The following is an 18,219-nucleotide window of genomic DNA, read 5'->3' as shown; positions in this document are numbered from 1 at the left end:
TTTATCTCTACGTTGGCAGACGATTTGCGGGAAGGCTCGAAGTTACTAAAAATACGGCTGGGAAGAGTGTTTAACTTTGCTGTATCATTTTTAACCTGTAAAATTATAAGGAATCAATCATGCTAGGGCTTGAAGCTATGGCTATCGTCAACCAAGGGCCGGATAAGATAGAGAGCGTTTTCAATAACGTGTCTCAGCCTATTGAGCGATCCATATCTGACTTTGACAGAAGTCACAGGGGTTCTATCTCCAAAAAACAAGCCGCCGATGCACTGAAAGTCATCTACAACGTCATGGCACCCGTTGAAAAAAACTGTGAAAAATATAAAGCGTTTATCGATACCCTTAGCAATGGAACCGATGAGGACATTGCAGCACTAGACATTCATCTCAGTGACATCGACAAGCTAAACGATCAGGCCAATCAGATAGATCATGGCATAACGAGGCTTCTTTATACCTTCTTTGTTGCCGAAAATAACAAAGCCTGGTTGCCACATCTCGCCACGCTTATGACAATGAAAAACCACGCGATCAACACGTTCATTGAATATAAGAAGCTGACAATGGGCGTAGCCACTCTCGGCGCTCAATTTATTCCTCTTGAGCATGAGGAAGCAGAAGAATTTAGTGATGAAGAATTAGCAGCTTTCAAGAAGTCAGTTGAAGACAGTCACAAAAGACTTGGCATGGAGCCGCCAACATGGAAAACCGCGTAAGCATTCTTGTTGATGCCGCCGCTGGTCAATTGGAAAACTTCTTTGCTAAAGCGTTAGCAAATTATAAAAACAACGGCAAAGTCTCTGCTTACCTTGGAAAAATGGGTGGCTTTGAACGCTCATCTCAATCTACCCTTTCTGGGATTTATAAATCTCACATTCGCATTCCAGGAGAAGATACTCCGTGGCCTGCATCACAGCTTCTTCACCACAGAGTAAGCGATAACTTTTTGGTGTTTGCGATACACAATATTCATCCCCTACATATTCAAGTTATTGCGATTATTAAGCCAGATGGTCATGAAAAAATTAAGAAGTTATTACCCACTATTATAAAAATAACGGAAAGCAAATTTCAGTCACTCAATGAAAGACAGCTTAATTCACTCTCTTATTATAAATAAGAGATGCTGAATATTGAGGAATGATTGAATAAACCAAAAGCTACTTCTGATATTAGTTTAAAATTCTCCGCAGAACCAAATAAATTTAGCCTCGCATGCGTTAAAACACATGCGAGGCCAATATTCACAACGAGCTTATTAATACTCGCTCATCGGCACACACGAGCAGAACAGATTACGGTCACCGTAAACGTCGTCCAGACGCTTCACGCTCGGCCAGTATTTGTGTTCGCTGCCGGCAGGGAATACTGCTAGCTCACGGCTGTACGGATGCGTCCAGTCAGCCACCAGCTCTGTCTGTGTGTGCGGCGCGTTCACTAGCGGGTTGTCATCCAGCGGCCATTCGCCCTGTGCAACACGGTTGATTTCGGCACGGATCGCCAGCATCGCGTCGACAAAGCGATCGATCTCTACCTGACTTTCCGATTCCGTTGGCTCCACCATCAGCGTGCCCGCGACTGGGAACGACATGGTCGGCGCATGGAAACCGTAGTCGATCAGGCGCTTGGCGATATCCATCTCGCTAATGCCGGTACTCTCTTTGAGCGGACGAATATCCAGAATGCACTCGTGCGCCACGCGACCGTCACGGCCAGTGTAAAGCACCGGATAGGCCTGCTGTAAGCGCGTCGCAATGTAGTTGGCGTTCAGGATCGCCATCTGGCTGGCCTGTTTGAGCCCTTCCGCCCCCATCATGCGGATGTACATCCAGCTAATCGGCAGAATTGAAGCACTACCGAACGGCGCCGCCGATACCGCGCCCTGCTCCATCAATACACCAGCCATTTTTACCACCTGATGACCCGGTACAAACGGCGCCAGATGCGCTTTCACGCCAATCGGCCCCATGCCCGGCCCGCCGCCGCCGTGCGGAATACAGAAGGTTTTATGCAGGTTCAGGTGCGATACATCTGCGCCAATGTAGCCCGGCGTCGTAATACCAACCTGCGCGTTCATGTTCGCGCCGTCCAGATACACCTGGCCGCCGTATTGATGCACGATCTGGCACACTTCGCGGATCGTCTCTTCATAGACGCCGTGAGTGGATGGATAGGTCACCATGATGCAGGAAAGCTGCTCGCCCGCTGCCTGCGCTTTCTCACGCAGATCGTGCAGATCGATATTGCCCTGCTTGTCACAGGCGACCACCACCACGTCCATCCCCGCCATCTGCGCCGATGCCGGGTTCGTACCGTGGGCAGAGCTAGGAATCAGACAGAAATGACGACCCGCTTCATTGCGGCTTTCATGATAGCGACGGATCGCCAGCAGCCCCGCGTATTCGCCCTGCGCACCCGAATTGGGCTGCATACAAATCGCGTCATAGCCCGTCAGTTGAACCAACCAGCCCGATAGCTGTTCGATCATCTGACGATAACCCAGCGCCTGTTCCGGCGGACAGAATGGATGCAGTTCGGCAAATTCCGGCCAGGTAATCGGCAGCATTTCCGCCGCCGCGTTGAGCTTCATGGTGCAGGAACCCAGCGGGATCATCGCCTGATTCAGCGCCAGATCCTTACGCGCCAGACGGTGCAGGTAGCGCATCATCTCGGTTTCACTGTGATAGCGGTTGAACACCGGATGCGACAGGATCGCGTCGTGACGTACCAGCCCGGCAGGGATCGTCGCAGCTTGCTGACCAACAGCCGCATCAAGCGCCTCGATATCCAACCCGTGATCGTCACCTAACAACACCGCAAACAGCGCCAGCACGTCTTCACGCGTGGTCGCTTCATCCAGCGTGATGCCCACGGCGCTTGCCAAATCAGCCCTGAGGTTGATGCCAAAACTTAATGCCCGACTCAGTACTGCGTCTTTGTCCGCAACTTCAATGGTCAGCGTGTCGAACCAGCTGCGATGGCGCAACAGCAGGCCACCCTGCATTAACCCCGCCGCCAGAATATCGGTCAGACGGTGGATGCGTCCTGCAATACGTTTGAGCCCTTCCGGCCCGTGGAATACCGCGTACATCCCAGCAATATTGGCCAGCAGCACCTGCGAGGTACAAATATTGGAATTCGCCTTCTCGCGGCGAATATGCTGTTCACGCGTCTGCATCGCCATGCGCAGCGCAGTATTGCCTGCCGCATCGCGCGACACGCCGATGATACGTCCCGGCATCGCACGTTTATGCTCGTCGCGACAGGCGAAGAAGGCCGCGTGTGGCCCGCCGTAACCCATCGGCACGCCAAAGCGCTGTGCGGAACCGAAGACAATGTCTGCACCTTGCTTGCCCGGCGCGGTTAGCAGCACCAGCGCCATGATGTCCGAGGCCACGCAGGTGACGACCTTACGTGCTTTCAGTGCGGCCATCAGGTCGCTGTAATCGTGCAGTTCGCCCGTCGTCCCCACCTGTTGCAGCAGTACGCCAAACACCGCATCGTCTTTCAGCGCCTCTTCAGCTTTACCGACGACAATCTCAAAACCAAAGGTTTCCGCGCGGGTACGCACTACATCCAGCGTTTGTGGATGCACGTCGTCTGCAACGAAGAAACGCTCAGCCTGCTTGAGTTTGCTGATGCGTTTTGCCATCGCCATCGCTTCCGCCGCCGCGGTCGCTTCATCTAGCAACGAGGCGGAGGCCAAGTCCAGACCCGTTAAATCCTGTGTGACCTGCTGAAAATTCAGCAGCGCTTCAAGACGCCCCTGAGAGACTTCCGGCTGATACGGCGTATAGGCGGTGTACCAGCCTGGATTTTCCAGCACGTTGCGCAAAATTACCGGTGGCATCAGCACCGCGCTGTAGCCCATACCGATATAGCTTTTATAACGTTGATTGCGTCCTGCAATGGCCTTCAGTTCAGCTAACGCTTCATGTTCCGTCACCGCCTCTCCTACCGCTGGCGGGCTGGGCAATTGAATATCCACCGGGACAATCTGGCGGATCAGCGCGTCCAGCGACGTTGCGCCCACCACCGACAGCATGTGCTGCTGTTGGCTGACGGAAGGGCCGATATGGCGCTCGATAAACGCGCCGTCATGTTCGAGTTGACTGAGTGTCTGGGTCATTACAGTACTTTCCTTGATCAATCGTGCCTGCATTAATCGTGCTCGCATCAATCGTGATCGCTGCCGCGCTGAAAGACGACGCGGGCGCATAAAACAAAACGCCCCCGGTTCAGCAAAACCGGGGGCGCGATAACTACTCGTCTTCTTCTAGCGACGCCTGATAGGCTTCGGCATCAAGCAGTTCGTCTAAATCAGACTCATCAGAAATTCTGATGCGGAACAGCCAGCCATCGGCATAAGGCGCGCTGTTGACCAGTTCAGGGGAGCTTTCCAGATCTTCGTTGATTTCCACGATCTCACCGCTGATGGGCGCATAAATATCCGACGCCGCTTTTACCGATTCCGCCACTGCGCAGTCATCGCCTGCGGCGACGACCGTACCCACTTCAGGTAAATCGATAAAAACCATGTCACCCAAAAGTTCCTGCGCGTGCTCGGTAATACCCACGCTGTAGATACCGCCGCCCTCGTGCAATACCCATTCATGCGACGTGGTGTATTTTAATTCTGCTGGTACATTGCTCATTGCGTCCCCTTTCCTAAAGTCGTTAATCCCGTGCGCTTATCTTTACAGGCAAGCTGCTATTAATACTGAACGATGGCTTTTCCGGCGCGAACAAAGCCGGGCTTGGTCACGTGGACGGGCAGTTCGCGGTTACGAATCTGCACAATTGCCTGTTCACCAATCCCCACCGGAACACGCGCCAGCGCGATGCTCACGCCAAGCGTTGGCGAGAACGATCCGCTGGTGATGACCCCTTCGCGCATCACGCCATCACTATCAGTAAAGCGCACAGGTAAATCATTGCGCAATACGCCTTTTTCCGTCAGCACCAAACCAACCAGTTGATCGGTCCCTTTTTCACGCTGATGCGTTAGTGCTTCACGCCCGATAAACTGGCGATCCTCCGGCTGCCAGGCGATCGTCCAGCCCATGTTGGCCGCCAGTGGCGAAATGCTCTCATCCATATCCTGACCATAGAGGTTCATTCCGGCTTCCAGCCGCAGCGTATCGCGTGCGCCCAGTCCGCATGGCTTCACGCCCGCGGCCAGCAGTTGCTGCCAGAAGTCGACCACCTGCTCACTCGGCAGCGCAATTTCATAACCGGCTTCGCCCGTGTAACCCGTCGTGGCTACGAAGAAATCCCCCGCCTGCTTGCCAAAAAACGGCTTCATGCTGGCTACCGCTGCCACGTCTGCATCATTCAAGCCTTTCGCCTTCAGGCATTCTTGCACTTTTTCCTGCGCCTGCGGACCTTGTACCGCGACCAGCGCCAGATCGTCGCGCTCACGGATTTCAACCCCGAACGGTGCGGCATGTTGCCCGATCCAGGCGAGATCTTTTTCTCGCGTTGCTGAATTCACGACCAGCCGGAAATCATCTTCCGTGAGAAAATAAACGATCAGATCGTCGATGACGCCACCGGAAGCATTCAGCATGCCGGTATAAAGCGCCTTGCCCGGCTGTGTCAGTTTGGCGACATCATTCGCCAGCAGGTAACGCAAGAATTCACGCGTTCTCACACCGTGCAAATCGACGATAGTCATGTGGGAGACGTCAAACATGCCAGCTTCTCGACGCACAATATGGTGCTCATCCAGTTGGGAACCGTAATGCAGCGGCATCATCCAGCCGTGAAAATCCACCATTTTGGCGCCATCGGCCAGATGTTGTTGGTACAACGGGGTCTGCTTTGCCATTCTTCATCCCTCTTCAGCGCACGGTGTTCAGGCGATAAAACACACTGCGCAAACGATATCTTCTGACTGAACTTACCACCGAAGCGCAGGTTAAACCACACCCTCAGGCATAAGATAAATTATATATAAGGCGAAGAAAGTCGAATCGTCCACAAAAAACAAAGCAGCGTAATATTCTTAATAATATACAAAATACAGCATATAATTTATTTAAATCAGCAAAAATCACAAATTAATGGCATTAAAGCTGGATAACTCAGGAAATGCCCCCCACGTAAGAACACCATTCAAATTAGATAATCTAATGATAAAAACAACGCTAAATTAGATTTTTTCAATCAAAATCCGGCAATGGCCCCCTGCTGTACTCTCTTCCTTATGTCGCCGTCATCACGATTTTGTGAGCCGTCTCTCAGGCGTCTTTTCTATGTGGCAGCACGCGCTAAAAGATCAAATTCGTCTGAAACGAATTTAATCGGCCAACGCACAGGCAACTTGAAGTATGACGAGGATTAAGGTGTAAAAAATATCGTCACGCAGCATTAAATTAATAATTACATGAAAAATTAATATTACTTAAAATGACGATCGAGATAATAGATTGGGTTATAAAGTTAAAGCTGCTATTTATTAGTAAACCAAGAAAATACAGTTAATAGAATCTGACTGCTAATTGCATAAACTCAGATGCTCATCTAGATTTTAAATGTGATTCTCCCTGTTAAAAATCACATAGGATAAAAACTATGTAAAAAAACATTAATACATTATTGCAACGTTCTATTGTTGCATCGGCATTTCTATTTTTGACGTTTACTGCCGACAACGCATTCGCGGCGGATGTCAAAGGAACGCTAAAAAACTACCAAAATAGTGGAGTTGATTTTACTTATGCAGAGCAAAAATATGGTACTAACCGTGGGATTCGTATCATGGCGGGTACACGTGATCAAACCTACAAATTCAGCCCCAACCCGCATGATGACCCTTGGTATAATAAAAACCAAGAAAAGTTTTACCAAACTGCGGCTAAAGCGTTAGCTGATAGTTATTTATCACAGCCACAGAGAACTTTTCCAAATCATGGATTCAAATCAACAATTCACAAGATTGAGTACACTTATGGAGAAAGGTAGCACACTGTTTAATAACTATTGAATGAGCTTTTTTTCATAAAAAACAGAAAAATGTTAGCCCTTAACATGAATACTTTCCTGGATATTACTCTTTTACTGTCTGTCCAGACTCCTCTGGGCAGACAGTGTAAATAATATTAATAGATACCAGCGTACAGCCGCGATCCCGACATATCAAATCAGCACGCTAATATTTAGATTCTCCATCAACCAGTGGTTATCGGAATAATCAACCGGAATCGCAATCACGGCAGGGCCGTCAACATCCATCGCCTGACGAAGTTTGCTGACCAGTTCATCCGCGGATTCCACCGCAAACCCTTTCGCGCCAAACGCTTCCGCATACGCCTTGAAATCAATCGGCCCAAATGCCACGCCTGCTGGGCGATGGTATTTATGGATTTGCTGGATTTCCACCATGTTATAGCCGTTATCCACCCAGATGATATGCAGAAGATTGCTTTTCAGGCGCACCGCTGTTTCCAACTCCATACTGGACTGCATAAACCCACCATCGCCGGAAACGGATACCACTTTCTTGCCAGGCTGCACCAGTGATGCCGCTATCGCCCACGGTAGCGCCACGCCCATGGTCTGCTGGCCATTGGTCATCAGAATCTGTCGCGCCCGGAAACTATACAAGTAACGCGCCAGCCAGATGTGGAAACTCCCCATATCGACACACAGCGTGACATCCTCGTTGACAATATCCTGCATCGCCCGCACCAGACGCAGAGGGTGGATCGCAAATCCTGCCATGTTGATAGCGCGCGTACTGAGATCGTGACGCTGGCGCTGACGATCTTGTAATACGGCCTGCGTGCCCGCCGATAAGATCACTGGCTCGCTGATACACGCATTCAACGCATCCACCGTCATCGCGATATTCCCGAGCAGCTCGATATCAGGGTGATAGGCGCTGTCGATCTCAGCCCGCAGCACGTCAATGTGGATCAGCGTTGCTTTGCCGCTATTCCATAACACCGGATCGTACTCAATCGGGCTGTAGCCTACGGTAACGATCACGTCTGCCTGTTGCAGCAACTTATCCCCGGCCTGATTGTTGAACAACCCAACGCGTCCGGCAAAGTGATCGAACTGCTGCTGGTCGATCACGCCAGCAGCCTGATACGTGCTGGTAACCGGCAGTTGGCTGCGGTGTAAAAAACGACGCAGCGCCTGTGCATTTTCCTGCTGGCTGGCCATTAATCCGAGCAGCAACACCGGATTTTTAGCCTGCCGCAGCCGTTTAGCCGCCTCGGCAACGTCACTATGCGGTGCACCATTTAACAGCGGTAAATGTGGGCAGGCCAGCACCGGGCTGCTAGCCGGTTCATTGACGATATCCTGCGGCAGGCTGACAAATGCCGCCCCTGGACGGCCGCTTTCCGCTGCCCGGAAAGCATTCGCCAGCACTTCAGAAATCGCGCTGGATGCCGTAATTTCCGCACTGAATTTACTGACCGGTTGAAACAGGCTAACGGTGTCCAGACTCTGGTGTGTCAGCTTGAGCTTATCCGCCCGCTTAACCGCCCCGCCCAATGCCACGACCGCATCACCTTCTGCGGTTGCCGTTGCCAGCCCGGTGACCAGATTGGAACAGCCGGGGCCGGATGTCACCAGCGTCACTCCCGCTTTTCCCGTGAGACGGCCTATCGCCGCCGCCATAAACGCGCCGTTCGCCTCATGACGTACCGGGATCGTTTGAATTGTCGAGTCTTCCAGCTCATCAAACACGCGATCGATTTTAGCGCCGGGAATACCAAAAATATGCTTTACGCCCTGCGCTTCCAGGTGTTTTACAATCAGCTCGGCTCCGCTACTCCAGCTTTGCTGTTCGGTGGACTTTTCCATGACATGACTCCGATGAAATGACTAGCTCTCTACTGACTTGATGACGCTATTGAGGTTTTCTGAGGACAGATCGGCATTGAGAAATTCCCGATCCTGAGGCAGATCGATGATCAGTTTGGCAACCACACCAAACGTTAGCGTGCCGTGTTCGACGTCATAATTCAGAATATGGCCGCCGCCCTGGCGATCGTCAGTAATGAAATGTTCGTGATAACCCGCAACATTAATTCCCTGGGTATAAGCTGGGCTACGAAAACCGATAACGCTGCCATTACGGTGTTCAAAATGAAATGTCGGTTGTCCTTCAATGGCCTCCTGCATCGGTTTATAAGGCCGGCACTGACGAGGAACGGTGCGGGTTTCAACGCAGCGAAAATTCCCGTCAATCCGCAACGCGCAGAACAAGTTATCCGTTCCCACAATTTCGTCGATCTGGCGATGTATCTCTTCGCGCGACGTCCAATGATCAAAGCGGATCGTTTCCGTCGGACGAAAGAACGTCATGACCGCAAACGGCGTTTTCTGATCCGGCTTCGCTGCCCGTGCACTGCCGTCGGATAACAGTTGGAAAATCTGGCTATTTAATGCAATCAGTTCCCCATCCAAACTATTAAATGTTCCTAATCCAAAATCACCATGCTCCAGCAGTTCGGCCATCGTTCGGCTACCTTCATAGACACCATTTATTAGCCCACTCATTAATGAGGTCTGATAAATAACGCTGTCTGCATACTGCTGCCGAAAATCATAAGCATAGCTGGCAAAGGCTTCCTCACAGGATTGTTCACTGACATTCGTTTTCATACCTTCCTTCTCACCGCACCAATTACTTAAACATTACTAATATTTAGATAAAGATTGACGCGGGAGAGAACAAAATTCCAATATGCAATTAAGGCTATTTCAAGATCGGAAACATATGGAGTTACGTAAATGGAGCTACGTTATCTGCGCTATTTTGTCGCCGTTGCCCAGGCACGACATTTCACGCGTGCAGCAGAAAGTCTGGGGATGTCACAGCCACCTCTCAGCCAGCAAATCAAGAAATTCGAACAGGAGATCGGGACACCACTGTTCAAACGGCTGACACGCGGTGTAGAAATGACGGAGGCGGGACAGGCGTTCTATGAAGATGCATGTCGGATTCTGCAACTCACCGATTCGGCGATCGCGCGGACAAGAAGCATTGCGCGAGGTGAAAAAGGTAGCCTGAGCGTAGGCTTCTCCCCGTCTGCCATGTTCCACCCAACAGTGCTTACCCTGCTGCACTGTTACTGTAAACAGTATCCGAATGTGCAACCGCTACCGAAGGAAGAAAATCCGGCAACGCTTATTACTTCACTGCAAGAACGCCATATTGACATCGCCTTTCTGCGCTTACCTTGCGACCTCAGTGATGAGATTAATGGGGAGATTTTGGCAAAAGAGTCCATGAAATTGGTATTACCCGCAGGGCATGCACTTAGCCATAAAACGCAGGTCTCGCTCAGCGAACTACGTCAGGAGCCACTGATTATTTTCCCACGCGAGGTGTGTCCAGGGCTGCACGATATGATTATCCGCACCTGCTATCTGTCAGGCTATGGCCCCAGACCCAGTCCCTTTGCCCCGCAGCTCACGGCAACGGTAGGAATGGTCGCCGCAGGCTTCGGCGTCACGCTCGTACCAGAATCACTTGCCTGCATTAAGGCCGATAACGTGACCTATCATGACATCGGCATGCCCGAAATCCATACACAAATTGCGGCTATCTGGCGTAAACATGAACGATCGCCCACTATCGTGAATATGATCCACCTGATACGCCAGTATCTGAGCAACCCCTATCCCAATTAATGCCTTGATGAAGAAAATTCCGCCAATCTGCTCGTCAAAAAACTAGTAATTGATATAAATTCTTATATGATATTAGTTATCATTATCACTTTTGACGGGTGGAAAAATGCTGACAGCAATGATCACAGCCTGCGGGCTATGGAGCGTGAGTTGGTGTATGGGGAAGCATTTGTCGAGCGCCTGGGGCGTGCTGTTGCCTTGTGCCATCATGCCGCTATTAGCACTACTCGATCTTAACCTGACGCACCTGAAAGTGATTATCGCCATCGCGCTACTGGCGACGCTTGTCATGCTGTTTCATCAACGCTTACGCCACTATTTATTGCTGCCATCCTGCATTGCGCTGGCTGGCGGACTGGCAGCACTCTCCGTCACGTTTAATATGACGACGATGTAAACCAATACGGAACGGTGAACTGACTCAGAAAGATCAATAAACGCGGAAAAGGCCGATAGAGAGAAAAGAAAGAACAGAATAAGCAGGAAAGAAAATCAGGAAGATACAGAAAAAATCTGTGGTGCGAAGAGAGGGACTTGAACCCTCACGTCCGTAAGGACACTAACACCTGAAGCTAGCGCGTCTACCAATTCCGCCACCTTCGCACTGAAAACGTTGTTTGTCTTATGCGGTAAACCAGCTTTATTCGCTAAATTCATCATGACATGGTGCGAAGAGAGGGACTTGAACCCTCACGTCCGTAAGAACACTAACACCTGAAGCTAGCGCGTCTACCAATTCCGCCACCTTCGCAATGTTGTCATGCTGCTTATGCAATACTGATGACTGCTGTGGTTCGACAAACCAGAACCGTCGTAGTGATGTTGGTGCGAAGAGAGGGACTTGAACCCTCACGTCCGTAAGAACACTAACACCTGAAGCTAGCGCGTCTACCAATTCCGCCACCTTCGCAACACTGCTTTACGCAATATCACTACGGGGGCGAATTCTAGAGGTTTTCGCGTTCACGTCAATGATTATTTCCTCTGGAATGCGGGGTTTGCTGCAAAAATCATCATCTCGCTGCGGCGTGGCGCGTAAAGAGTTCATCAAGCCATTCTATAAACACCCGAATCCGCGGTGCGAGAAAACGGCCGGGCGCATACATCACATAAAGCGGCATCGCGGGCGGCGGCATTTCCGGCAGGATCTCAACCAGCTCCCCGCTTTCCAGAAATGGGCGTAAACCGCGACGCGGTGCCTGAATAATCCCCAATCCGGCACAGGCGCTGGCAATGTAGGCATCGGTGCCGTTAACCTGAAACGGACTGGGCAACATACGCGTAATGCACTCGTCACCCGACATGAATTCCAGCGGATAAAGATATTCAGTGCGCAGGGAGAAATACCCGACCATGCGATGTCCCGCTAGCTCATCGAGCGAACGCGGCACGCCATAGCGCGCCAAATAGTCGGCCGACGCACAGGTAATCTGCGGCATTGACGGTAAATGGCGGGTCGCCAGCGTCTCGTCGTCCGTCTGCCAAGCTCGCAACACACAGTCAACGCCTTCACGCAGCACATTAATCGCCGCATCGTTGGCGCTCAGCATCAGCGTCACCTGCGGATAACGCGCGTAGAATTCTCCCAGCGCTGGCACGACAATCTCCCGCGCCAGCGAATGCGGCATATCCACCCGTACTTTACCCACGGGCTGCTGCTTTTGCTGCGTGAACAGCATGTCGATCTCTTCAATTTCCGCCAGCAATTGCAAACAGCGGTCGTAATAAATACGCCCTTCATCGGTGATCTGTACCTGACGGGTCGTGCGTTGCAGCAAACGAACCCCCAGCCGCCCTTCAAGCTGTTTGATGGTGTTGCTCACCGTCGCACGCGGTAGCGTCAGTCGCTCCGCCGCCCGGCTGAAGCTACCCAATTCGACAATTCGCACAAAAACCCGCATCGCCTGAATATGATCCATCGCGGCCACCATTGTTGGTTATTTTTGAATAGTGTTGCATAAAAAGCGGTATTTATCTTTTCTGGATAAACAACCAGACTGCTCCCACTGCCAACGAGATGAGGAAGATGACAATGCAACAACGCAAATTAGGCGCGAACGGTCCACAGGTTTCGGCTATTGGGCTAGGCTGCATGGGGATGAGCGATTTCTACTCCACCGCGCAGGATGAAAAAGAATCCATCGCCACGCTGCATCGCGCATTGGAATTGGGCGTGACCTTGCTGGATACCGCCGACATGTATGGCCCCCATACCAATGAACAGTTGCTCGGTAAAGCGATAAAAGGCAAGCGTGAGCAGGTCTTTCTGGCGACCAAATTCGGCATCATCCGCGACCCGGCGAATCCCCACGCTCGCGGCATCTGCGGTAAACCGGATTATATCCGCCGTTCGGTAGAAGGCAGCCTGACGCGCCTCGGTACGGATGTCATCGATTTGTACTATCAGCACCGCATCGACCCGACAGTGCCCATTGAAGAGACGGTCGGCACACTGGCGGAGCTAGTACAGGAAGGCAAGATTCGCTACATCGGCCTGAGTGAAGCCTCGACCACCACGCTGGAACGCGCGCATCGCGTGCATCCGATCACCGCGTTACAGAGTGAATACTCACTGTGGACACGCGACATGGAAGCCGAGATTCTGCCAACCTGTGAGCGTCTGGGGATCGGATTTGTGCCTTACAGCCCGCTGGGGCGCGGCTTTCTGACCGGCGCGATTCGCAGCCCGGACGATCTGGCCGCCGACGATTTCCGTCGTACCAATCCACGTTTCTCGGGGGAAAATTTCGGCAAGAATCTGCTGCTGGTCGAGAAAATTAACCAACTGGCGCAGGAAAAGCAGGTGACGCCATCACAGTTAGCACTGGCGTGGGTCCTGGCACAGGGCGAGCATATCGTGCCGATTCCGGGCACCAAGCGCCGCCGCTATCTGGAAGAGAACGTCGCGGCGCTGGAGATCACACTGACGCAAGCCGAGTTGGCCGCCATTAATGCCATCTTCCCACCCGATGCCGCAGCGGGCGAACGCTACGGCAAGGAGAGTATGGCGGCTCTTAATCAGTAGAATATTACCGACGACCTTTACTGCCTGTACGCGGCGGGCGACCCACGGTAGCCTGATACACCTTGAAGCGTCCGGTTTGCGCCAGCACTTCATGGCTACCAAACGCCGCATCAAGCAGCGCGGGATAAGGCAGGAAGGCGTTAGCGACGATACGTAGCTGCCCGCCAACCGGTAGATGGGATACCGCACCACGAATCAGCATTTCCGCGGCTTGCAGGCTAGTCTGTAAGCCGTCGTGGAATGGCGGATTGGAGACAATCATATCGAAGCGGCCATTAATGTCGGAATAGACGTTGCTCGCAATCACCTCGCCTTCTAACGCATTCGCCGCCAGCGTAGCTTTGCTGGACTCCACCGCCGCCGCGCTGACATCGCTCAGCGTCAGACGGATTTTCGGCGACTGCTTCGCCAGCACCGATGCCAGCACGCCCGCCCCGCAGGCGATATCCAGCACTTTGCCTTTCATGTGCGGCTCAAACGTAGACAGCAGCAGTCGACTGCCCGGATCCAGATCATCACGGCTGAAGACGCCCGGAAGCGTTTTGACGATCACGCCATCCGTCACATACTCATCCCACCAGTCATCCAGCGTGAAGCTGGACTGCTTATCGATTCGACCATGGTAAAGCCCGCAGCGGCGTGCACTGTCGATTTTCACCAACTCGACGAAGTCAGACAGCACGGTTTCGGCGCTGCGCACGCCGCTGCGGTTTTCCCCAACCACGAAGATTTCCGCGCCAACCGGCAGCAGGGACAGCAGGTTACGCAACTGGAATTCCGCTTCCTGTTTGCTCTTCGGCCAATAATAAATCAGCGTGTCGCTATCCGCCACCAGCGCCGTATCCGCCACCAGACCGTATTGAGCATTCTCCCCAAGTGGCTTTGCCATCTGCTGCCAGTGGTGATATTGGTTGCAGTGGACACGCACCGACGCCGCCTCAAATTGCGCAGGCAGGGTATCCTGCAAATCACCGGCAAACAGAACACGGCGTGAAAGAAATTCGTCACTGTGGCGCAGTATGACTTCACTGGCGGGGGTTAATGCGGACATCGGGCTACGGCTCCTTAATCATTGAGCGGGGGATTATATACGCTTCGCCCCCGAAGTTGCAGCGCGGAGAGGAAATAACCGCACCGACGTTGGCGCAGTCTGACGGGGTTTGTTAGCATAGGCACGACACATTTTCTCGCCCGCCAGACAGGATAACGCATGGAATCAAGACGTGACAGGCTGCTACAGCAACTGGGAATTACGCAGTGGACGCTGCGTCGCCCGACTGTGCTGCAAGGCGAAATCGCCGTCAGTCTGCCCGTACAGGTGCGTCTGGTGATTGTCTCCGCCGAGCCGCTGGCCGATGATGAACCGCTGCTGGCCGATGTCCTGCACAGTCTGGCGCTGACCCCTGCACAAGCCTATCGGCTGACGCCGCAGCAGCTCGAGATGCTGCCCGCCGACGCACGCTGCCATAGCTGGCGGTTAGGCATCGCAGCCCCCATTGCGCTACAGGGTATTCAGCTTTCCAGCCCTAAGCTTTCCGAACTTTATCAAAATGCCGACGCCAAACGGGCGTTATGGCAGCAGATCTGTGAACATGAACACGATATCTTCTCTGACGCCAGCCGATCTGGCACAAGCCTTTAAAATTGAACAAGCCAGCCACGCCTTTCCCTGGACGGAAAAAACGTTTGTCAGCAATCAGGGGGAACGTTATTTCAACATCAAGCTGAGCCATGACGGGCAACTTGCCTCCTACGCCATCACGCAGGTCGTGCTGGATGAAGCGACGCTGTTCAACATCGCCGTGCATCCCGATTATCAGCGTCAGGGCTTGGGTCGCCAGCTGTTGGAATACCTGATCGACGAAATGGAGCGACGTGGCATTCTGACGCTGTGGCTGGAAGTACGCGAGTCAAACGCACGCGCCATTGCGCTTTATGAAAGTCTGGGCTTTAACGAAGTCTCCGTGCGCCGCGATTATTACCCCACGGCACAAGGCAGGGAAGACGCGATTCTCATGGCGCTGCCGCTCGGCTAACACCTTTTGCCTACGGCATTCGCCACTCGGCGGGTGCCATAATGTGCGCCCCATCCCGCTCTGCGTTTTTTTTCGACAAAAAGATCCCTACAACGTGATCCTCGTAAATAAACCTTTGTTTCTTTTTTATTACAATCACGTTCCATTTCATGTTTCTGGTTTGCAGGCATGGCATGGTTTATCCGTTATCTACGAGGAATAATATGAAAAAATACACTCTGGCTACGACGCTCCTGTGCGGCTTATTCTCTCTTTCCGCTTATGCGGTACAAGTAACGGCGGTAACCGCCTCCTCTTATGATTCAGACAAAGGCCACAAGCCTGCCAACATTGCCGATGGCGACGTCAAAACACGCTGGGCGGCAAACGGTGAGAGCTGGGTTCAATTAGAACTGGATAAAGAACAATCAGTTGAGAACTTTGTTCTTGTTCCTTTCAAAGCGGACGAGCGTAAACTGAAGTTCTCCGTCTCCTACTCCACCGACGGTAAAACCTGGAAAAAGCTGGCTGACAATCTGGTCACCTCCAGCAATGCCAAAGACGGTGAAAAATTCACCTTTCCAGCCGTTAAAGCCAAATTCTTCAAACTGGATACGTTTGGCACCGATGTGAACAAATGGAGCGCGATAAACGAGATCAGCTTTAATAGCGCTGCGCAGGTTCCTGCTCAAGCGATTAAGTAACGTTATCGCGAGAGGCCGGCATTAAGGCCGGCCTCTTCTGATATCGTTGAACCGCACCACGCCCTGCCGCCCACACATTGCGAAACACTCCCTCACCTTTCCCCTTCCAGCAGTACCCACATTTTCCTTAGCATTGAAATAAAAATCATTCTCAATTAAAATCTGCCTGAAATTTGACCTCCTATCGTTTCATTTCAGGCATCAGACATGTCATCAGCCAATATCGATACCTCAGCAGATATGCATCAGCTCTATTGTCAGCATCATGGCTGGTTGCAGGGGCTATTGCGCAAACGGCTGGGAAATCTGTGCGATGCGGCCGATCTGGCGCAGGATGTGTTTGTACGCCTGCTGTTAAAGCCACGCCAGTTCGACAACCACGCGGGAGCGCGGGCTTATCTGAGCGTGATGGCACAGGGCATGTGTGTCGACCTCTGGCGCAAACGGGAAATTGAGCGCGCCTGGCTCGCCTCGCTTGCCGAACAGCCGGAGCCGGTTGCGCTGTCAGCGGAAGACAGCAACATCATTCTCGAAACGCTGTATCAGGTCGATGCCATGCTGCGCGCGCTGCCCGAGAAGGTGCGCGCCGCGTTCATCATGGCGCAGGTACAGGGATTACCCTATCGGGAGATTGCCGAGGCGCTGGGCGTTTCCGAACGCATGGTGAAAAAATACATGGCGCAGGCTATGTTGCACTGTGTGCTGCTGGAGGCAGAGATAGGCGCGGACTGCCGGGCCGTTCATTCATGAATAACCCCAGCCTGAACAAACCCAGCTTTATTGCCTTGCAGCAGGCATCAGAGTGGTACGCTCAACTGTGCGATCGGGAACCTGGCGATGAGTACTACCACCATTGGCAGCGCTGGATGGAGGAAAGCGAGGAACATCGCCATGCCTGGGAATACGTGCTCACGGTCAGCCAACGCTTCCAGCCGCTGCGTGGTGAAGGTCAGCAACCCGCGCTGAATGCGCTGCTACACCAATCTGAGCCGATGACGCGCCGCCGCGCGCTCAAACTCGCAGCCCTACTCAGCACGGGTTCACTGCTGTCTTGGCTGACTTACCGCCATACGCCGCTAAAAAATTCGCTGCTGGCGATGACGGCCGATCATCACAGCGCAGTGGGTGAAATCAAATCGCTGATCTTACCGGACAACACCCGGCTATGGCTGAACACCGCCAGCGCGATTGATATCCGTTACAGCGACCAGCGTCGGGAAATCGCCCTGCTAGCGGGGGACATTCTGATTGATACCGCCGCCGACCCCCGTCCTTTCTTTGTCACCACCGCGCAAGGACGCTTGCAGGCGCTGGGTACGCGTTTCAGCGTCGCGCAGGCATCGGATACCACCACGCTTACCGTGTACCAACACGCCGTCGACGTCAGCGCCAGATACGCTGCCGCCGCACGTCGGGTCAACGCAGGCTATCACCTGCGCTTTAACACCAACGGTCAGGGGGACATCGAGCCCAATCAGCAGAACGATGCCGGCTGGGCACACGGCGTACTACAGGCAGACAACATGCCGCTGGGCGAGGTCGTAGCGCAACTGTCTCGCTACCGCCACGGCTATCTGGCATGCCAGCCCGCCATCGCTGATTTACGCGTGATGGGCACCTTCCCCTTAACTGACACCGACATGGCACTGAACATGCTGGAACAGACTTTCCCGGTTCGCATCCATCAGCGTTTTCCGTGGTGGGTGACCGTCGAGCCGCGCTGATATCCCCGCCTTTTTTGGATACCACTTTTTTGAATACCGTTTTTGGGGATACAGCCAAAAAATTTTCTCTTTTGAGTTCCCCTTTCTCCGCT

Annotated in this window: 18 protein-coding genes and 3 tRNA genes; 11 read left to right on the top strand and 10 right to left on the bottom strand. The window is 52.7% G+C overall.

Annotation, left to right across the window (positions count from 1 at the left end; genetic code table 11):
• Window positions 1-119: 119 nt before the first annotated feature.
• Entirely contained in the window at window positions 120-719 is a 600-nt protein-coding gene (locus O1Q74_RS03065) for a hypothetical protein (protein WP_271876026.1), read from the top strand.
• On the top strand, window positions 704-1,123 hold the full coding sequence (locus O1Q74_RS03060) for a type II toxin-antitoxin system YafO family toxin (RefSeq protein WP_271876025.1): 420 nt from the start codon (window positions 704-706) through the stop codon (window positions 1,121-1,123). The genes O1Q74_RS03065 and O1Q74_RS03060 overlap by 16 nt, the downstream gene beginning before the upstream one ends.
• A gap of 138 nt (window positions 1,124-1,261) precedes the next feature.
• Here the strand turns inward: O1Q74_RS03060 and gcvP are convergent, their stop codons facing one another.
• The 3 genes from gcvP to gcvT all read right to left on the bottom strand — a co-directional run bounded on the left by gcvP (window position 1,262) and on the right by gcvT (window position 5,833).
• On the bottom strand, window positions 1,262-4,132 hold the full coding sequence (gene gcvP / locus O1Q74_RS03055; RefSeq protein ID WP_271876024.1) for an aminomethyl-transferring glycine dehydrogenase: 2,871 nt from the start codon (window positions 4,130-4,132) through the stop codon (window positions 1,262-1,264).
• Between the two features lie 133 nt (window positions 4,133-4,265).
• Window positions 4,266-4,658 carry a glycine cleavage system protein GcvH gene (gene gcvH / locus O1Q74_RS03050; protein WP_271876023.1) on the bottom strand — a complete coding sequence of 131 codons (393 nt, stop codon included), beginning with the start codon at window positions 4,656-4,658 and terminating at the stop codon, window positions 4,266-4,268.
• A 59-nt stretch (window positions 4,659-4,717) separates the two neighbouring features.
• Window positions 4,718-5,833 carry a glycine cleavage system aminomethyltransferase GcvT gene (gene gcvT / locus O1Q74_RS03045; RefSeq protein ID WP_271876022.1) on the bottom strand — a complete coding sequence of 372 codons (1,116 nt, stop codon included), beginning with the start codon at window positions 5,831-5,833 and terminating at the stop codon, window positions 4,718-4,720.
• A 770-nt stretch (window positions 5,834-6,603) separates the two neighbouring features.
• Between gcvT and O1Q74_RS03040 the strand changes: the two genes are divergently transcribed.
• Window positions 6,604-6,969 (top strand): hypothetical protein, encoded by a 366-nt coding sequence (locus tag O1Q74_RS03040; protein ID WP_271876021.1) that lies wholly within the window; start codon window positions 6,604-6,606, stop codon window positions 6,967-6,969.
• A 174-nt stretch (window positions 6,970-7,143) separates the two neighbouring features.
• Here the strand turns inward: O1Q74_RS03040 and alsS are convergent, their stop codons facing one another.
• Window positions 7,144-8,823 (bottom strand): acetolactate synthase AlsS, encoded by a 1,680-nt coding sequence (alsS, locus tag O1Q74_RS03035; RefSeq protein WP_271876020.1) that lies wholly within the window; start codon window positions 8,821-8,823, stop codon window positions 7,144-7,146.
• Between the two features lie 21 nt (window positions 8,824-8,844).
• Window positions 8,845-9,627, bottom strand: coding sequence for an acetolactate decarboxylase (gene budA / locus O1Q74_RS03030; protein ID WP_271876019.1), 783 nt, complete (start codon window positions 9,625-9,627; stop codon window positions 8,845-8,847).
• A gap of 129 nt (window positions 9,628-9,756) precedes the next feature.
• Here budA and O1Q74_RS03025 point away from each other — a divergent pair, with 129 nt between their 5' ends.
• Together O1Q74_RS03025 and O1Q74_RS03020 are read left to right on the top strand one after the other, a co-directional pair.
• Window positions 9,757-10,659 (top strand): LysR family transcriptional regulator, encoded by a 903-nt coding sequence (locus O1Q74_RS03025; RefSeq protein ID WP_271876018.1) that lies wholly within the window; start codon window positions 9,757-9,759, stop codon window positions 10,657-10,659.
• Window positions 10,660-10,765: 106 nt separating this feature from the next.
• Window positions 10,766-11,056, top strand: coding sequence for a DUF1435 domain-containing protein (locus tag O1Q74_RS03020; protein WP_180743972.1), 291 nt, complete (start codon window positions 10,766-10,768; stop codon window positions 11,054-11,056).
• Between the two features lie 119 nt (window positions 11,057-11,175).
• On the opposite strand, the gene O1Q74_RS03015 is transcribed toward O1Q74_RS03020, so the two are convergent.
• From O1Q74_RS03015 to O1Q74_RS03000, 4 genes are all read right to left on the bottom strand, one after another.
• Window positions 11,176-11,262, bottom strand: a tRNA-Leu gene (locus tag O1Q74_RS03015).
• Window positions 11,263-11,323: 61 nt separating this feature from the next.
• A tRNA-Leu gene (locus O1Q74_RS03010) sits at window positions 11,324-11,410 on the bottom strand.
• 72 nt (window positions 11,411-11,482) lie between these two features.
• Window positions 11,483-11,569 (bottom strand) — tRNA-Leu (locus O1Q74_RS03005).
• 103 nt (window positions 11,570-11,672) lie between these two features.
• Entirely contained in the window at window positions 11,673-12,578 is a 906-nt protein-coding gene (locus O1Q74_RS03000; RefSeq protein ID WP_271876017.1) for a LysR family transcriptional regulator, read from the bottom strand.
• 113 nt (window positions 12,579-12,691) lie between these two features.
• Between O1Q74_RS03000 and O1Q74_RS02995 the strand changes: the two genes are divergently transcribed.
• Window positions 12,692-13,684 carry an aldo/keto reductase gene (locus O1Q74_RS02995; RefSeq protein WP_271876016.1) on the top strand — a complete coding sequence of 331 codons (993 nt, stop codon included), beginning with the start codon at window positions 12,692-12,694 and terminating at the stop codon, window positions 13,682-13,684.
• 4 nt (window positions 13,685-13,688) lie between these two features.
• Here the strand turns inward: O1Q74_RS02995 and rsmC are convergent, their stop codons facing one another.
• Window positions 13,689-14,735 (bottom strand): 16S rRNA (guanine(1207)-N(2))-methyltransferase RsmC, encoded by a 1,047-nt coding sequence (gene rsmC, locus O1Q74_RS02990; protein WP_271876015.1) that lies wholly within the window; start codon window positions 14,733-14,735, stop codon window positions 13,689-13,691.
• 159 nt (window positions 14,736-14,894) lie between these two features.
• Here rsmC and O1Q74_RS02985 point away from each other — a divergent pair, with 159 nt between their 5' ends.
• From O1Q74_RS02985 to O1Q74_RS02965, 5 genes are all read left to right on the top strand, one after another.
• Window positions 14,895-15,326: a DNA polymerase III subunit psi gene (locus tag O1Q74_RS02985; RefSeq protein ID WP_271876014.1), complete on the top strand. Its 432-nt coding sequence runs from the start codon at window positions 14,895-14,897 to the stop codon at window positions 15,324-15,326.
• The gene (rimI, locus tag O1Q74_RS02980) at window positions 15,277-15,720 is read left to right on the top strand and encodes a ribosomal protein S18-alanine N-acetyltransferase (RefSeq protein WP_271876013.1); all 444 of its coding nucleotides are present in this window, start codon (window positions 15,277-15,279) and stop codon (window positions 15,718-15,720) included. The genes O1Q74_RS02985 and rimI overlap by 50 nt, the downstream gene beginning before the upstream one ends.
• Before the next feature lie 203 nt (window positions 15,721-15,923).
• Window positions 15,924-16,403, top strand: coding sequence for a discoidin domain-containing protein (locus O1Q74_RS02975; protein WP_271876012.1), 480 nt, complete (start codon window positions 15,924-15,926; stop codon window positions 16,401-16,403).
• 207 nt (window positions 16,404-16,610) lie between these two features.
• Window positions 16,611-17,153, top strand: coding sequence for a sigma-70 family RNA polymerase sigma factor (locus O1Q74_RS02970; protein ID WP_271876011.1), 543 nt, complete (start codon window positions 16,611-16,613; stop codon window positions 17,151-17,153).
• Window positions 17,150-18,127, top strand: a complete 978-nt coding sequence (locus tag O1Q74_RS02965) for a FecR domain-containing protein (RefSeq protein WP_271876010.1) — start codon at window positions 17,150-17,152, stop codon at window positions 18,125-18,127. Before O1Q74_RS02970 ends, O1Q74_RS02965 begins: the two co-directional genes overlap by 4 nt.
• Window positions 18,128-18,219: the final 92 nt, after the last annotated feature.

Source organism: Pectobacterium sp. A5351, from assembly GCF_028335745.1.
Taxonomy (GTDB): domain Bacteria; phylum Pseudomonadota; class Gammaproteobacteria; order Enterobacterales; family Enterobacteriaceae; genus Pectobacterium.
This window is presented reverse-complemented; position numbering and strand designations above follow the sequence as displayed.

Coding starts and splice junctions, on each gene's coding strand:
- O1Q74_RS03065 (WP_271876026.1), top strand. CDS start 120: ATGCTAGGGCTTGAAGCTATGGCTATCGTCAACCAAGGGCCGGATAAG.
- O1Q74_RS03060 (WP_271876025.1), top strand. CDS start 704: ATGGAAAACCGCGTAAGCATTCTTGTTGATGCCGCCGCTGGTCAATTG.
- gcvP (WP_271876024.1), bottom strand. CDS start 4,132: ATGACCCAGACACTCAGTCAACTCGAACATGACGGCGCGTTTATCGAG.
- gcvH (WP_271876023.1), bottom strand. CDS start 4,658: ATGAGCAATGTACCAGCAGAATTAAAATACACCACGTCGCATGAATGG.
- gcvT (WP_271876022.1), bottom strand. CDS start 5,833: ATGGCAAAGCAGACCCCGTTGTACCAACAACATCTGGCCGATGGCGCC.
- alsS (WP_271876020.1), bottom strand. CDS start 8,823: ATGGAAAAGTCCACCGAACAGCAAAGCTGGAGTAGCGGAGCCGAGCTG.
- budA (WP_271876019.1), bottom strand. CDS start 9,627: ATGAAAACGAATGTCAGTGAACAATCCTGTGAGGAAGCCTTTGCCAGC.
- O1Q74_RS03025 (WP_271876018.1), top strand. CDS start 9,757: ATGGAGCTACGTTATCTGCGCTATTTTGTCGCCGTTGCCCAGGCACGA.
- O1Q74_RS03020 (WP_180743972.1), top strand. CDS start 10,766: ATGCTGACAGCAATGATCACAGCCTGCGGGCTATGGAGCGTGAGTTGG.
- O1Q74_RS03000 (WP_271876017.1), bottom strand. CDS start 12,578: ATGGATCATATTCAGGCGATGCGGGTTTTTGTGCGAATTGTCGAATTG.
- O1Q74_RS02995 (WP_271876016.1), top strand. CDS start 12,692: ATGCAACAACGCAAATTAGGCGCGAACGGTCCACAGGTTTCGGCTATT.
- rsmC (WP_271876015.1), bottom strand. CDS start 14,735: ATGTCCGCATTAACCCCCGCCAGTGAAGTCATACTGCGCCACAGTGAC.
- O1Q74_RS02985 (WP_271876014.1), top strand. CDS start 14,895: ATGGAATCAAGACGTGACAGGCTGCTACAGCAACTGGGAATTACGCAG.
- rimI (WP_271876013.1), top strand. CDS start 15,277: ATGAACACGATATCTTCTCTGACGCCAGCCGATCTGGCACAAGCCTTT.
- O1Q74_RS02975 (WP_271876012.1), top strand. CDS start 15,924: ATGAAAAAATACACTCTGGCTACGACGCTCCTGTGCGGCTTATTCTCT.
- O1Q74_RS02970 (WP_271876011.1), top strand. CDS start 16,611: ATGTCATCAGCCAATATCGATACCTCAGCAGATATGCATCAGCTCTAT.
- O1Q74_RS02965 (WP_271876010.1), top strand. CDS start 17,150: ATGAATAACCCCAGCCTGAACAAACCCAGCTTTATTGCCTTGCAGCAG.